General features: G+C 31.9%; 12 protein-coding genes and 1 tRNA gene. 3 read left to right on the top strand and 10 right to left on the bottom strand.

Annotation, left to right across the window (positions count from 1 at the left end; genetic code table 11):
* Positions 1 to 24: 24 nt before the first annotated feature.
* The 3 genes from VDP25_RS13460 to VDP25_RS13450 form a co-directional block, all read right to left on the bottom strand.
* Positions 25 to 1,809: a peptide MFS transporter gene (locus tag VDP25_RS13460; RefSeq protein ID WP_334470620.1), complete on the bottom strand. Its 1,785-nt coding sequence runs from the start codon at positions 1,807 to 1,809 to the stop codon at positions 25 to 27.
* 34 nt (positions 1,810 to 1,843) lie between these two features.
* Positions 1,844 to 3,367 (bottom strand): peptide MFS transporter, encoded by a 1,524-nt coding sequence (locus VDP25_RS13455; protein ID WP_334470777.1) that lies wholly within the window; start codon positions 3,365 to 3,367, stop codon positions 1,844 to 1,846.
* A gap of 207 nt (positions 3,368 to 3,574) precedes the next feature.
* Positions 3,575 to 5,752 (bottom strand): S9 family peptidase, encoded by a 2,178-nt coding sequence (locus VDP25_RS13450; RefSeq protein ID WP_334470618.1) that lies wholly within the window; start codon positions 5,750 to 5,752, stop codon positions 3,575 to 3,577.
* Between the two features lie 183 nt (positions 5,753 to 5,935).
* Here VDP25_RS13450 and VDP25_RS13445 point away from each other — a divergent pair, with 183 nt between their 5' ends.
* Together VDP25_RS13445 and VDP25_RS13440 are read left to right on the top strand one after the other, a co-directional pair.
* The gene (locus VDP25_RS13445; RefSeq protein WP_334470616.1) at positions 5,936 to 7,309 is read left to right on the top strand and encodes a hydroxymethylglutaryl-CoA reductase, degradative; all 1,374 of its coding nucleotides are present in this window, start codon (positions 5,936 to 5,938) and stop codon (positions 7,307 to 7,309) included.
* 21 nt (positions 7,310 to 7,330) lie between these two features.
* Entirely contained in the window at positions 7,331 to 8,260 is a 930-nt protein-coding gene (locus VDP25_RS13440) for a GYDIA family GHMP kinase (RefSeq protein ID WP_334470614.1), read from the top strand.
* A gap of 87 nt (positions 8,261 to 8,347) precedes the next feature.
* Here VDP25_RS13440 and VDP25_RS13435 read toward each other — a convergent pair whose 3' ends face one another.
* The 7 genes from VDP25_RS13435 to VDP25_RS13405 form a co-directional block, all read right to left on the bottom strand.
* Positions 8,348 to 10,495, bottom strand: a complete 2,148-nt coding sequence (locus tag VDP25_RS13435; RefSeq protein ID WP_334470612.1) for a peptidylprolyl isomerase — start codon at positions 10,493 to 10,495, stop codon at positions 8,348 to 8,350.
* 107 nt (positions 10,496 to 10,602) lie between these two features.
* On the bottom strand, positions 10,603 to 11,892 hold the full coding sequence (locus VDP25_RS13430; RefSeq protein ID WP_215927215.1) for a hemolysin family protein: 1,290 nt from the start codon (positions 11,890 to 11,892) through the stop codon (positions 10,603 to 10,605).
* A gap of 3 nt (positions 11,893 to 11,895) precedes the next feature.
* Positions 11,896 to 12,087 carry a hypothetical protein gene (locus VDP25_RS13425; RefSeq protein ID WP_215927213.1) on the bottom strand — a complete coding sequence of 64 codons (192 nt, stop codon included), beginning with the start codon at positions 12,085 to 12,087 and terminating at the stop codon, positions 11,896 to 11,898.
* Between the two features lie 123 nt (positions 12,088 to 12,210).
* On the bottom strand, positions 12,211 to 12,777 hold the full coding sequence (lptC, locus tag VDP25_RS13420; protein ID WP_334470609.1) for an LPS export ABC transporter periplasmic protein LptC: 567 nt from the start codon (positions 12,775 to 12,777) through the stop codon (positions 12,211 to 12,213).
* Positions 12,777 to 14,177: a tetratricopeptide repeat protein gene (locus VDP25_RS13415; protein WP_215927209.1), complete on the bottom strand. Its 1,401-nt coding sequence runs from the start codon at positions 14,175 to 14,177 to the stop codon at positions 12,777 to 12,779. Before VDP25_RS13415 ends, lptC begins: the two co-directional genes overlap by 1 nt.
* 14 nt (positions 14,178 to 14,191) lie before the next feature.
* Complete coding sequence (locus tag VDP25_RS13410) at positions 14,192 to 15,514, bottom strand: outer membrane protein transport protein (RefSeq protein ID WP_334470607.1); 1,323 nt, start codon at positions 15,512 to 15,514, stop codon at positions 14,192 to 14,194.
* A complete protein-coding gene (locus VDP25_RS13405) occupies positions 15,514 to 16,242 on the bottom strand; it encodes a type III pantothenate kinase (RefSeq protein ID WP_334470605.1) in 729 nt (242 codons plus the stop codon). The genes VDP25_RS13410 and VDP25_RS13405 overlap by 1 nt, the downstream gene beginning before the upstream one ends.
* A 102-nt stretch (positions 16,243 to 16,344) precedes the next feature.
* Between VDP25_RS13405 and VDP25_RS13400 the strand changes: the two genes are divergently transcribed.
* A tRNA-Phe gene (locus VDP25_RS13400) sits at positions 16,345 to 16,420 on the top strand.
* Positions 16,421 to 16,621: the final 201 nt, after the last annotated feature.

Raw genomic sequence — 16,621 nt, 5'->3', positions numbered from 1 at the left:
TTCTGATATTTTTAACGGTTTTTGTTATTTAACACCGTGCATTAATTTTTTCAACACAGGGTTAAGTAACATTGATATAACACCAACTCCAGCGGGAACTAGTGTAAAAATCAAAAAGAAAGTACTTAATGAATACTCTGCTGTAATTTTATCAATCATACCTCCCATTGAACCAGCTGCTTTATTACCAATAGCTATGGCTAAATACCATATCCCAAACATGAAGCCAATCATTCTTCCTGGAACCAATTTACTCAAGTAAGAAAGACCAACTGGAGAAATACATAATTCCCCCATAGTATGCAGTAAGTAGGCAAGTATTAAGAATATCATACTAACTGATGCTGTTTGTGCACCTGGTTCAATTCCCATTGTACCAAACACTAAAACACCAAATCCTAAACCTAATAGCATTAAACCCATACCATATTTCATTGCTACACTAGGGTTATATTTACTTTCCCACCATTTAGAAAATAGTGGCGCGAGCGTAATTATAAAAAATGAATTTAAAATACCAAACCACGACGCCCCAACTTCTGTAGCGTCTTTGCTGAATTCATTATTAATTTTATAAAATACAACCGCCCATAAAAACACGAATGTTAAGCCTAAAACAATATTTGAATACGGAATCTTTTTGAACGTCTTTTTAAACAATAAATACAATACCCATGAAATAATTATTAATGGAACTACTGTAAGAATAGAATCTATTATTTTAAATATAGTTGCAGACGAACCTTCTAAAACTCTATCGGTATAATCTCTAGCAAATAAAGTCATTGAACCTAAAGATTGTTCAAAAGCTGTAAAGAAAAACACAGTAAAGATACCAAATATACCTACTGCAATAATCTTATCTCTTACTATTGGATTGTATCTTAGAATTCTTGTTGTAATTAAGTATAAAAACAGAACCAACGCTAACAACACAATAAAATTAGATCCATCTAATCCAAACAATTGAAAATCTAATAAATTAATATTTCCAATTTTAGACAATGGATCATTGAATAAATAAAGTACACCACCAATTGAAGATAAAAGAATTAAAATTTTATCTACAGAAGTAAAAGGATTTAATTTTTCTGGAACTGCCTCCAAATCATGCTCTTTAGGACTTTCTTCATTAATGTTCTGTGGTAATTCCACTTCGTGAACCTTAGAAGGTCGCTCACCTATTAAACCAAATAAATCTTTTGCCAACCAAAACTGAATTAATCCTCCAAGCATAAAAATACCTGCAAGTCCAAATCCATAACTCCAGCCTAAATTTTCAGCTAAATAACCACAAAGCATCATTCCAAAAAAGGCACCAGCATTCACTCCCATGTAATAAATAGTATATGCTCCATCTTTTTTAGACTCTTTTCCTTTATACATTTCAGAAATCATTGATGTCATATTAGGCTTAAAAAAACCAGTACCAATAACCAACAATGCTAAGCCTAAATATAAGGACCAAGGTGTTTCAAAGACCATAAAGGCATGACCAAGCATCATAATAAAACAGCCAATAATAACCGCCCATTTATAGCCTGTGTATTTATCAGCCAACCATCCTCCAACTATTGGAGTTAAATACAGTAATGAAGAATATGTACCAATTAGTGCCAAAGCATTTTCTCTTGACCATTCCCATCCAGGATTATCACTTAAAAAAGGTGCTGTTAAAAATAACACTAGTAATATTTTCATTCCATAGAATGAAAAGCGTTCCCACATTTCTGTAAAAAATATCACGAACAATCCTGCTGGATGCCCGATGACCTTATCTTTAAATAAATTTTCGATGTCTGTATTCATTATATAAAGGATAGATTATAATTAGTTGCAATAATTAATTGATTCCATGCATCATTTTCTTCAATTTCGGATTTAAAATCAATAAAATCACTGCTGCAAAAATAGGTATCGATGCAATAATTAAGAAGAAAGTAGACATAGAGTAAGTTTGTGAGATCTTATCGATATATGACCCTGTCATTCCTGCAATAAAGTTGGCAATTGCCGAAGCTGTAAACCAAAGTCCAAATAATAAACCTGCTAAACGTTTAGGTGATAATTTAGAGACATAAGACAGTCCTACTGGTGATAGACATAATTCTCCTGTTGTATGGAAAAAATAGGCTAATATTAACCATATCATACTAACCGAAGCACTAGTTGCTCCTTGTGGAATACTGTTAGCACCTATAGATAAAACAACAAATCCAATTCCGACTAAAGCTAAACCCATTGCAAATTTAACTGGACCAGATGGATTCCATACCTTTTCCCATATTTTACTAAACGAAGACGCTAATGTGATAATAAAGAATGAATTAAGAATTTGAAACCAAGAAACTGTTACTTCTGTTTGCTCAAGACTAAACTCTCTATATACTTTCCAGCCACCTAAAAACCATATAATTACAAAAGATATCCCTGTAAAAATAATCGTTAACGGATACGTCTTATATATTTTCTTACCTAAACTAAATAATACCCAAGATACTATTATAATTGGAAAAATAGTTAAAATAGCATCTATCCATTTAAAAATAACACCAGAGTTACCCTCTAAAACTCTTTGTGTGTAATCTTTAGCAAAAACAGTCATAGATCCACCTGCTTGTTCAAAAGCAAAGAAGAAGAAAATACTAGCAACCATTAATACTCCAACAACCACTAATCTATCTCTTACAATATTAGCAGGAGTCTCAATTTCCTCTTCCTCGTCTACAATCTTATCTAAATCTGCTTCAAATTGTTTTTTAGGTGTTTCACCAATAACACCAAATATATTACGTCCAAAATAGAATTGTAACATTCCAAAAAGCATAAATACACCAGCCAATCCAAATCCATAATGCCATCCTATTTTTTCACCAATGTACCCACAAAGTAACATTCCTAAGAAAGCACCTGCGTTAATACCCATATAAAATATAGTATAACCAGCATCTTTTTTAGAACTTGAATCTGGATATAAATTTCCTACCATTGATGAAATATTTGGCTTAAACAAACCATTTCCTAAAATCATCATTACAAGTCCTGCGTAGAAAAAATTAGGGCTTATACCTTCAAAGGCCATAGAAGCATGTCCTAAAGTCATAATTAATGCACCTAATAAAATTGCTTTTCTAAACCCAGTAAATTTATCGGCTAACAAACCTCCTAACAATGGAGTTAAATAAACAAGACCTGTATACCAAGCATATAATTGCATAGCATCGGCATTAGTCCATTCCCAGCCTCCTTTGCCAATTTCTGTTATTAAAAATACCGTTAACAGTGCTCGCATTCCATAGTAACTAAAGCGTTCCCACATTTCTGTAAAAAACAACACGAACAATCCTGCAGGATGTCCCATTACCATAGAGTCATCAATACCTTGCTTTTTGAGATGCTTGATTAAAGACGGATCATTTTCTTGGCTCATAAGTTTAATTTTTAGGTTTATAAAATTTCAGTTAGTTAGTTTATTCTTTTTTAAATCAAATTTTTATTTTCTTCTCATAATTTGCTTTTGTGAGAAAGCAGATTAGTTCCTTTTTTCACTCACATAAGCGCTTACTTAATCTAATTACTCACCCAATGTACGATGAATAAAATCTGTCATCTTTTTATAAAGGTGTAATCTAGTGTTTCCACCATAGATGCCGTGATTTTTATCTGGATAAATCATCCATTCAAATTGCTTATCTGCCTGAATTAAAGCTTCAACCATTCGCATGGTATTTTGTACATGAACATTATCATCGCCTGTACCGTGAATCAATAAATAATCTCCTTTTAATTTATCTACATGATTTATTGGAGAATTTTCGTCATAACCACTTGGGTTTTCTTGCGGAGTAGTCATGTAACGTTCGGTGTAAATTGTATCATAAAACCTCCAACTCGTTACTGGAGCAACTGCTATAGCCATTTTAAAAACATCGTTCCCTTTCAATAGTGCATTGCTACTCATAAAACCTCCATAACTCCATCCCCAAATCCCTATTCTTTCAGCATCAATATAATCCAATTTACCTAATTGTTTGGCCGCTTCAATTTGGTCTTCGACTTCGTATTTCCCCAATTCGTTTTGAGTAACTTTCTTAAAAGCTGCACCTTTAAACCCTGTACCTCTACCATCAATACAAACTACAATATAACCTTGCTGTGCTAACATTTGATACCAATAATCGTTTGCACTATTCCAACGGTTAGCTACTTGTTGTGAACCTGGTCCAGAATATTGATACATAAACAAAGGGTAGGTTTTATTGGCATCAAAATCTTTAGGTTTAATAGTCCACATATTTAAATCATTACCATTTACAGAAATAGTACTGAACTCTTTTTTAGACATGACATAGCCTTCTAATTGTTTTGCTAAACTTCTATTATCTTTAATAGATTTTATCAATTTACCAGATTTTGAAGTGTGCAGAGTATATTCATACGGTACTGTTGCACTAGAAAACGTATTAATAAAATATGTAAAATCTGCACTAAATGAAGCGCTATTTGTTCCAGTTTTATTAGTAAGACGCTTTTTGTTTTTCCCGTTTAATTGTATGGAATATACATCTCTATTTATAGAACCATTTTCTGTAGATTGGTAGTAAATAGTATTCGCTTTTTCATTAAAACCATAGTAATTGGTAACTTCCCAAGTGCCTTTAGTCACCTGATTTATTAATGTTCCTTCTTTTGAATAATGATAAATATGATTAAAACCATCTAACTCACTTGTCCAAATAAAACTGTTGTCCTTTAAAAACGTTAAATTAAAAGTCACATCTATATAAGCTTTATCTTTTTCTTTCAAGACGTTAGTCATAGACTTATCCTTGGTATCAAACAACCAAAGTTCTAATTCATTTTGATGACGGTTCATAAACTGAACACTCAAAACATTAGCCTCATTGGTCCATTTTAATCTTGGAATATAAAAATCATCAGGCCTGTCTTCACTTAACTCTGTTAGTTTTTTAGAATCTAAATCGTACAGATGTAAAGACACTTTAGAGTTTGCTTCACCTGCCTTTGGGTATTTAAAAACATGTTGTGTTTGGTATAAATCTGAACCATAAACATCCATAGAAAATTCAGGAACCTCAGACTCGTCAAATCTTATAAATGCAATTTGATTGCTATCTGTATTCCAATCAAAAGCTCTAACAAAGCTAAATTCCTCTTCGTAAACCCAATCCGTTATACCATTAATAATCTTGTTTTTTTCGCCATCTGTAGTTAACTGTTCTACGTTTCCAGATGTTAAATCCTTTACAAATAAATTATTTTCAAATCCGTAAGCTACTTTTGTTCCGTCTGGCGACAATGTTGGTTCTTGTACTAAATCTTCTGATACTTTAGTCACTTTTTTTGATGCCACATCATAAATATAATATTCACCCAACGTAGAGCGTCTAAAAACGGGTTGTGATTTTGTAGTGAGAATTATTTTAGATTCGTCTTCACTAAATGAATAATCAAAAAAACCTTGAATCTCAGAAATATCAGCTGAAGACACTAAGGTTTTTACTTTTTCTAAAGTTTTATAATCGTAAATATCTATGGTAGATGTTCTGCTTTGCCTATCGAAATTCAACACTGAATACTGATTTCCATTAGCCATTGAGTGTAAGGCTTGCATCCCTTCTGTTCTAAAAGTCCCACTCCAAATATCTTGAAGTGTGATTTGTTTTTCTTGACAAAAAACGAGAGAGGTCATTAAAAAGCAAAAAACAGCTGCAAGGTGTCTTAATTTCATGTATATGTATTTATTATTTACAAAAAGTTGCACGTGATTCGCTACTAATCATTCTTTTGTGCGATAACATTTTTAGCATGCTCAATTTATAAATTTTATGTTTTAATAAAGCAATGCCAAGTTTACTAAAAATTATGCAAAAAATCGCTATTATTAACAGTAAATCGGCATTTACAATGGTTTATGCACACATTTTACACCAATCCTAGTATCTTTGTTTTTTCAAAAATAAGAACCAACATGCCAAATACCATTTCTGGCTTTTCTAAGCTTTCTAAATCCCAAAAGATCGAATGGCTTTTAAACACGTATTTCACAGATAAAGATAATGCAAGAGCACTTGTAAAACAGTATTGGAACTCAGACGATAAACTTCAAAAATTACACGATGAGTTTATTGAAAACACCATTACTAATTACTACTTACCATTGGGTGTTGCTCCTAATTTCTTAATTAATGAGACCACTTACACCATCCCAATGGCAATTGAAGAAAGCTCTGTTATTGCTGCCGCAAGTAAAGCTGCTAAGTTTTGGCTAGATCGCGGTGGTTTTAAAGCCGAAGTATTATCTACCGAAAAAATTGGTCAAGTTCATTTTATATATAAAGGCGATTTTAACAAACTTAAAGCCTTTTTTAAACATGTAAAACCTAAACTTATTAGTGACACAGCTTCCATAACTAAAAGCATGGAACGCCGAGGAGGTGGTATATTAGATATTCAATTACGAAACAAGTCTCAAGATTTACCTAATTATTACCAGCTACATGCCACTTTTGAAACTCTGGATGCGATGGGAGCCAATTTCATCAATACCTGTTTAGAGCAGTTTGCTACAACTTTTAAAAACGAAGCGTTAAAGTTTGATGATTTTAATACTGAAGAGAAAGATCTTTCTGTTGTAATGAGTATTCTTTCTAATTACGTACCACAATGTATAGTACGCGCTGAAGTATCTTGTAAAATAGAAGATTTAAAAAGTAAAGATATTCCTAATCCTGAAGAATTTGCACAAAAATTTAAACAGGCCATTAATATTGCTGAAATAGAACCTTATAGAGCCGTAACGCACAATAAAGGTATTATGAATGGTATTGATGCTGTTGTTTTAGCTACAGGAAATGATTTTAGAGCTGTTGAAGCTGGAGTACATGCCTATGCTGCAAAAGATGGCAGCTATTCTAGCTTAACACATTGTTCAATTACTGATGATATTTTTAAATTTTGGATTGAAATCCCATTAGCCTTAGGAACTGTTGGTGGCTTAACGAGTTTACATCCTTTAGTCAAATTCTCATTAGAGATGCTACAGAAACCAACTGCAAAAGACCTAATGAAAATTGTTGCTGTTGCAGGATTGGCTCAAAATTTTGGTGCTGTAAAATCTTTAACCACTACTGGGATACAAGAAGGTCATATGAAAATGCATTTGATGAATATTCTAAATCAGTTTGAAGCTACAGATGATGAAAAAATAAAACTTGTTGAACATTTTAAAACTAATGTCGTTACTCATAGCGCTGTTGTTGAGGCTATAAAAAACATAAGAGCGTAGAAAAATCCTAAAACCAAAACTTTGAACCCAAAGGCTACAACATATAGAAGTAACGGAAAATTATTACTCACAGCTGAATACGCTGTTTTAGACGGAGCAAAAGCTTTAGCTATTCCTACTAAATATGGACAGAGTTTGGTTATTGAACCTAATCATTCTAATCTAATACATTGGAAGAGTTTTAATGAACTTGAAGAAATTTGGTTTCAATGCTCAATTACTTATGATGAGATTACCGCTAGTATTCAAAAAAATAAGCCTGCTGATAACATCAAAGCACGTTTATTACAAATTTTAAAAGCGACTAAAAACTTAAATCCTGAGTTTTTAGCGTCCAACCAAGGTTACAATATTACCACTTACCAAGATTTTAATAGACTTTGGGGATTAGGCACCTCTTCTACCTTAATTAACAATATCGCTATTTGGGCAAATGTTGATGCCTATAAATTACTCGAAAAAACTTTTGGTGGTAGTGGATATGATATTGCCTGTGCTCAAAATGAGACTCCTATTACATTTCAGCTACAACCTAAACAAAGCCCTCTAGTAAAACCTGTAAATTTTCACCCAGAATTTAAACAGCATCTCTATTTTATATATCTCAATCAAAAACAAAATAGTAGAGATGGTATATCGGCCTATAAAACATTAGGTAAAATTAACACTGACAGCATAACAAAGCTCAATGCTATTACAGAAGAAATGATTAAATGTAATTCGTTTTTAGAATTTAAAAATCTAATTGAATCTCATGAACATATCATTGCTAACCTTATAGAACAAACTCCTATTAAAGACCGATTATTTATAGATTTTAAAGGCGCAGTAAAAAGTTTAGGGGCTTGGGGAGGTGATTTCGTTTTAGTGGCTTCTCAAGACAATCCTACCAATTATTTTAATACTAAAGGATTTGAGACTATTATTCCTTATACAGATATCGTTTTATAAATGACATACACAATAACCAAAGGTGTACTCATAAAAAAAGGCTTAACATTTCTGTTAAGCCTTTTTAAATAATTTATTTAAAGTCGATTAATAAACTGTCTTAGCTCTATTATCTTCTATTTCTGCTGCATTTTCTAAAGCTGTAAAAACTTTAGTCTGTACTTTATTTCTACGTTCAGTATTTAACCTGTTCATAATAGCAGTATAGTTGTCTAATTTTGTTGCTTCATTCACTTTAGTTACCTCAACTACATAAACTCCTTTTTCGCCATCAATTGGCTTAGAAGTTTCACCTTGGGCTAATCCAAATGCAGCTCCTACAACTTTAGGTTCAACACCAGCTCCTGATAAAGTTGTATTTTTAATTGTGATAGCTGCTGCAGTCTTTATACTCTGACCCTGGTTTTTAGAAATATCTGCTAATGTTGTTCCAGTTATCTTTTCGCGAATCATTTTCGCTTTCTTTTCTTTTCTTATTTCTGGTAATGCAGTAATAGAAGCATCTTCTGTACTCATTAAACCTTTTTCTTTTTTCTCAACTAATTTAGCAACAATAAATCCGAAATTAGATATTGCAAAATTCTTAAATTCTCCAGTATCAGTATCGTCATCAAATGCCCAACGCACTACTTCTCTCTGACTTCCTAAACCTGGTATATTTTCATCAAGCTCATTAAATGTAATTGGCTTAACTGTTAATTCGCGTTCTTTTGCTAAAGCATTAAAATCACCATCTTTAGAAGCAATTTCAAACTTAGACATTTTATTAAACACATCTTGAAGTGTTTGATCTGATGGCTCAATTTTATCTGCTATAGTTGCAACTTTTACAGTTTGGTTAAAGCTCTTTTGCTCTAAAATTTCAATCACATGATATCCAAAAGATGTTTGAACAACATCTACATCACCTACTTTGTTATCAAAAGCGTAAGCTTTAAATTCTGGTGCCATACCTGCTTTGTAATCAAATTCAATTTCACCATCTTGCTCATTACTTACTTTATCAGAAGATAATTCTAATAAATCCATAAATTTAGTTCCACTGTTGATTTTTGCTAAAATACTATCAGCCGTTTTCTTTGCTTCTTCTGGCGTCTTTGTTACAGATGCATCTGCTCTTGTACCACCAACATTAGGAATTAAGATATGACGAACTTTTACCGAGTCTGGCATTTGCTTTTTTGCAATAACTTTAGATAACTTGTAGTATTCGCCATCTTTATATGGACCATAATAATCACCAACATTTAATTTAAGTAAAGTATCCTTAGCTACAGCTGGTAATTGATCTGCTCTTAAAAATGAGTCATTGTATTTGATATCTGAATTAGAGTTTACAAATTCCTCAATATCTGAAGCTGAATCAAATCCCGGAATTGTTTCAGTATTCTTACTGCTTTCATTGTATTCTGTTTTATCAGCTTTTAAAGCTAACAGGTCTGCTTTTATTTTATCTTCATCAGCTTTAGAAGCCTCTTCTTTAAACTCAACATATACAACCTCTCTAGTTGCATCTGTTTCGTACGTATCCTTGTGCTTATTCATATACGCTTGAATATCACTTTTAGAAACGTCAATTAAACTATCTGCAATTGTTGTATAAGGAACTTGCACATAACGAACATCTATCGTTTTTGCATCACCAAAATACTCTTCTTCTGCTTCTGCTATAGTTGTACTAACCCCAGCTTTAATCATGTTATAATACGTTTGCTGAATTGCATTTGCAGCAATAGTCTGCTCATTATTTGTCCAACTATCATAATTAACCATAAAGTTACCTAATGGTGCAGTTTGACCATTTAGATCTCTTAAGTTAGAAATAAAAGCATTTAAACGGTTAACATCAAAGTTTCCGTTTTCATCTTGAAACTCAGGATAAGAAGAAAAACTATTTTTCAACAAATCTCTCATTTCGTCTTTTTCAACAGACAATCCTAATTCTTCAAACTCAGATTTTAAAACAATATTACGAAGCTCTTGATTGTAAATTACATTCATAGCTTGTGTAGACGTTTGTCTTCCACCTGCTCTCTCTTGATAGTTCTTTACTTTTTGTTGAAACTCTGCACGATTGATATCTGTACCATTAATAGTAGCAACAACATCTTGCGAACTACCTGTTAGGGCATCAGAGTTTTTGAATAAATCTCCAATTACAAATGCGAATAACGCTAATGCGATTACTAATATTAATACCAGTGAGCGTTGTCTAATTTTATTTAAAACTGCCATAGTCTTTTTTGTATAGTATAATTTTGGTGTAAATAAGTCTGCGAAAATAGTATTTTATTGTAAATAATAAAAGGAGAAGTGCAGTTTTTATGAGTGTTAGAAATGCATTAATCTACTTCAAGTATTTTTAAGATGATTTCATCTATTTTTGTTGAAGACACTTCTGTAATTGTAAATTTGAAGTTATCGATTTGCACATCGTCATTTTCTTGTGGAATTTCTTCAGTAGCATTAACAATTAAACCACCTAAGGTTTCGTAATTTTCACTTTCTGGAAGATTTATTTTATAGGTTTCATTAATATAATCAACCTCTAACCTTGCAGAAAATTTATAGGTGTTTTCATTAATTTGTTCCTCAACCATTTCAATAGTATCGTGCTCATCTTCAATCTCTCCAAACAATTCTTCAATAATATCTTCAACGGTCATAATTCCAGAGGTACCTCCATACTCATCAATAACCACAGCCATACTACGACGCTTTTTAGTTAAAATATTAAGAACGTCTTTAATCAGAATTGTTTCAGGTACAAAACCTACCGGAATAATTATAGATTTTAGGGATTTTGGCTTTTTAAACAATTCAAAAGAATGTACATAACCTAAAATATCATCTATACTATCTTTATAAACAATAATCTTGGTTCTACCAGAATCTATAAATAACTGCCTCAAATTCTCTAAAGACTCAGAAATATCTACAGCAGTAATCTCTGTACGAGGTACCATAACCTCTCTAGCTTTCACATCTGAGAACTCTAAAGCATTCTGAAAAATTTGAATTTCACTATCTACATCATCATGGTTCTCAACAGATTCCATTTGTTCTGTAATATAGTTCCCTAGCTCAACCTTAGTCATTGCTAATACAACATCTTCTCCTTCTGCTTTAAATATATATTTTAAAACAGCATCTGAAATCCAAATAACAAAATCTGAAATCCAAGAAAACAGCACATAAAATATATAGGTAGGAAATGCCAAAACCTTTAATAAGGTATTTGCATAGATTTGAAAAAACACTTTTGGCAAAAACTCTGCAGTAAATAGAATAACCAGAGTAGAAATTGCAGTTTGTGTTAACAGCTGTAAGTCATTAAATAAATAGTTTAAAGCAGCACTATCTGAAGGTAACATCGTATTAAACCATCGCACAAGGACATCACCCATTTTAAAGCCATAAATAACTAAGGCAATATTATTACCTATAAGCATTGTAGCAATATACTTGGAAGGTTTGGCTGTAAGTTTACCTAAGATTTGCCCTAGAAAATCACCTTGTTTTTTCTCTAACTCAATATGAATTTTATTCGCAGATACATATGCGATTTCCATACCAGAAAAAAAAGCAGAAAGTATTAATGTACTTATAATTATGACTATATCAGCAGTCATAGATTACTTATTATTACGATCTTCAAACTTTTTACTGAAGCGTTTTCTAAAGAAAAACATAAAGGTAGCCAATGCGGCAAAAAGCAATGACATGTATGCTCCATTTCTATTATCGGACCATTTTGAAATGGCATCGTATAAAAATAGTACAGCAAAAATAATGTAAGCGTAATGAAAAATCTTCTGTATTTTCATGTGTTGATGTATTGTTTTTTATTTGTCACATCCTGTTCGCGCATGGTACAATTTATAAAACATTGCAATTTTATGATGCGCTAGAATCATGTGTTTAGTAAAATGGTTAAGAAACAAAGATAGTTAATTATCAAATTGAAAGTCACCTCCCATTTCTAACATCTGAAAATTCTTAAACTCTTTATCCGAATCAAAACCAATACCATGCATTGGACCAACAGCACGATTAAACAACCAAGGCTCATTAGTAAATAGCCATTCTAACTTTTGATTATAAAATAATTGCTCTGTAAATAACGTATCCTTTCCAGGTGTTGCAATTACAACATTACCTCGTAAATCTATAATATCAGTTTCGGTATAGGCAATAGCGTAGTTAGACGTTATAGTAGTTTGGTTATTGTTTTCGTCATAAATCTTAAGCTCAATACCTTTAGGGAATTCTGAAAATGCAAAATCTCTATTAGAATAGTCTAACATTTTAGGACTTAAAAGATTGGCTAACAACCTCACTGTATCTTTTTTGAACTCGGTATATTTTAAATCGATATGCTCTGTTTCACCAATGGGTTGATTTTGTAAAACACCGACTTTTTGAACATCGTCAAAATCGTTTTTACATGAAAAAAACAAAGTCACAACAATTGCTGTGACTAAGTTTTTAATAATATGTAAATACTGTTTTCTCATTAATCTTTTGGTACAACTACTGAACGACCTATCCAACATCCTATTTTAATAGTTTGACCAGCATTAGTAGCGCTAAAAATTTCTTGTTTAGTAGGTGCACTAGCTCTATAACTAGCTGCTGTTTTAGCGGCTACAGATTTTAATCTTCCATCTACTCTACCAGCTTTTTCTGCTTCGTTAGCAGCTAACCAGAATACAGCTCTTTTGTTAAAGTTAGTGTCTCCACAGTTGTTTGCACTTTTAGCGTACATAGCTGCTATTCTCAAATATGGTCCACCATTAGAAGGATTTAATTTTAAAGCTTCCATATATTGCTGTCTTGCTTTACCATAGTTACCTCTTTTGTAATTCTTTTCAGCTACACGCATTACAAGCTTCCATTTTTTAAGCGGATCTGTTTCCAAATCAAAAGACTGGTTGTAATACTTATCAGCCTCAGACATTTTACCTTGCTTTTCTTTTAAAACACCTAAATAATACGCTGTTTTAGCATCAGGCTCAACTTTATTTTTTTGTTCAACTAATTTTTCAAATAAAGGATCGTCTGTACATTCCTTTTCCCCCATTTTATTCATGGCACGTTGTAACCAAACAGCATCATCTTTATTTTGCTCGTAATCTTTTTGATATAAAGGAATTAAGACTTCACAATTAGCTCTGTCACCAAGCTTCTTGTCCATGCTTGTTAAAATCTTAGTTTCAAACACATCTATATTAGACTCGTAACTCTTTTTATATTGTTGTTCCTTTTTAGACAAAGCTTCTCCAGCTTCTTCTTTTTCGGCATATACATTTAATCTTTTAGTATAACCGTTGATTAAATTTTCAATAAGCTCGCTTACATCATCATATTTATCAAACAATTTTTGAGCATCTGCAGGTGTCTTTGCACCAGCATCGTATAAATCTACAGCTAATGAAAAATAAGTATAAAGACCTATCGCACTATCAAAGTTTTTAGCATCTTTTTTAAATGCCTCGTCAAACATATTATATAACTCTTGATCTGACTTATTTAACTCTTTTCTATACTTATAAGCTAAGTTTGCCTTATCTTCTAATATTTCACCAAGATCATATTTAGACTCAAAATGCTCTCTACTTTGATCATATAACAACATTAAATCTTCAATGTGAGCTATTTGTTCTGCACCTGTAGATTTTTCTATTTTATCCTTCAGTATTTTCTCACCATGTACATAAATCGCTCTATTAAATTTAGGACATTTCTCTCTAACTATTTTCCATGGCCCGTAAGCATCATCATATTTTTTACTTTTCACATAACTATCAAATATTGATAGATTATTCATACATTCTTCTTGATCATTATCTTGAGCAATTCCTATGTTAACACTTGCAAAAAGCGCTAAAAGTAGTATTGTAATTCTCGTCTTCATTTTTATTAATTTTGTTAGTTATACTTCTTTTGTTTAAACCATCTAGAGCTTAAAGATAAACTTACATTAAAGTTTACAAAATTCTCTTGAATTAAATTTTGATTAGTTGTTCCTCGTCTTCCAAACTCTACGCCTAAATTGGCATTAGAAAATAAACTTCGGTTTCCAACTGGTAAACCTAAACCAAAAGACATGCCAAACTCATTAATTGACTCATCTTTTATTACTAAACCGGTATTTGAAAAGTTAAAACCAGCTCTATAAACTATACGTTTAAAATACCCTGAAAACGCTTTGTAATCTGGAATATAGAACCCACCAATAGCAACTTTTGATGAATTTTCAAAAGCAGAAATTTGATTAGAAAAAACAGGGTTAGAAAAATTACTTGAATTTTGAAATGTATATTCTGCACCTACAAACCAAGATTGAGGTTCACCTATACCAGCACCAAAAGATAAGGTAGACGGCAATGTTAAATCGGTACGGTCAAGGTTTTGAGCCTCTAAGTCCGCATCTATTTCACTAGACACACCCGAAATTTCTAACGTAGTTGCATCTAAAGAAACTGTTGAAAAAGACCTGATATTATCTGACTTTAATTTACTTTCTGGAGCATATGTTAAGGTTGTAGACAGCTCTAACTTATCATTAATCATGGTTTTGTAAGCTACACCAAAATTAAAGTTTAAACCACTTAAATCAGACCTATTAAACTCACTAGTTTGGTATTGCACCAAATCTCCTTCTGGTGTGTATTTTATTTCAAGACCTGTATTCTGAATATTTCCAAAATTATAATTAAAGTCTACACCAACACTTAATTTGTCTGTAACTTGGTAACCCAAACCAGCAAAAACTCTATTGACACCACCTTCACCATTGTAACGATTTACTAAAAAACCATCACTATTAATATCATCTAGCTTGTAGCCAACAGATGTGTAAGGCATTAAACCAAAACCAAAACCAAATTTACCAACTGGTATTGACATGGCTATATAATCAAAGATTGTACTATTTGTTTTTGCTTCACCCGAATTGCTTTTTAATGTCACATCTGACATGGTTCCGGCAACAGTAAACTTTACAGGTCTACTTTCTCCATCAAAAGGAAATGCTTCAACATTCTTACCTGCATATGACGCTGGATTTCTTAAATTAACGTGAATGCTATCTAAGTAAACACCAATACCTCCCATACTACGGTTTTCTACAGTACCGTTAAACTTTAGACTCCCAATACCATAAAATGAATATGGAGAACCCGTTCCTTGTTGTGCAAAAGCAGCAGAACTTATAATTGTAATACAAATTACAATGAATCGTTTTATCATTATTTTGAATTATATTCTAGAATAAAATTCAAACCTTCCAATAGAAAATTTGAATTCGCAAATATGCTATTTTTTAATTGGTTTGACAAAAAATTGGCATCTCCTCCTGTTAAAATAACTGTTAAATCTGAATAATCTGTTAGATATTGATCTATAATTCCATCTATTTCCTTAATAACACCATTTACCACACCAGAATGAATTGATGATTCTGTAGAGTTTCCAACAATAGTATGAGGCAACTTTGTTTCTAATAACGGAAGATTTGCTGTTAAATTATTTAGCGAAACATAACGCAACCTCAATCCTGGCGAAATAGCACCACCAAGATAATGATTGTCTTTTGTAACAAAATCATAAGTTATACATGTACCAGCATCTATAATTAGTACATTTTTATTTGGAAATTGATTTACAGAAGCACAAACCAAAGCAATTCGATCTACACCCAATGTGGTTGGTGTTTGATAATCGTTTATAAACGGGAAATTTAATTTTGAAGTTAACTCAACCGTATTAAAATCATTTCTTATGAGTGTAACTTGTTCACTTGACAAGTTACCAACAGATGAAATAATTGCTTTTTTTAACTTAGGAAAGTCTTTTTTCAATATTTCATACTGCATTTTAAACCCATTAAGCTTAAAACTTAGCTTATAAATTAAATTTTCATCATCAAAGACAGCAAATTTAACATATGTATTCCCTACATCTACAATAAGATTCATATCAATTCTGTTAATTGCAAATTTATAAAATCAAATTTTATCAAATTCTTTTTGCGTATATAAAAAATGCATTTATATTTGCACCCGCTTAATTAAGCAACTGGTGCCTTAGCTCAGTTGGTAGAGCAAAGGACTGAAAATCCTTGTGTCCCTGGTTCGATTCCTGGAGGCACCACCACCAAAAAGCCTTAAACATTTGATTATAAATGATTTAAGGCTTTTTTGGTTTTTATATTCTCGCATAACCCCTAGAAAAATATGGGTCATTGCTAAAAGTTGTGTGTGATGATTAAAAAAAGATTCTGATTTTTGTAAAAAAAAAAAAGACTTTTGGACAATTATCTAGAACTACTGAAACTTATTCTTCCTGAATTTTTAA

Source organism: Winogradskyella sp. ECml5-4 (assembly GCF_036903175.1).
GTDB lineage: Bacteria > Bacteroidota > Bacteroidia > Flavobacteriales > Flavobacteriaceae > Winogradskyella > Winogradskyella damuponensis.
The sequence above is the reverse complement of the archived record's forward strand: the minus strand, read 5'-3'. Positions and strand labels throughout refer to the sequence as shown.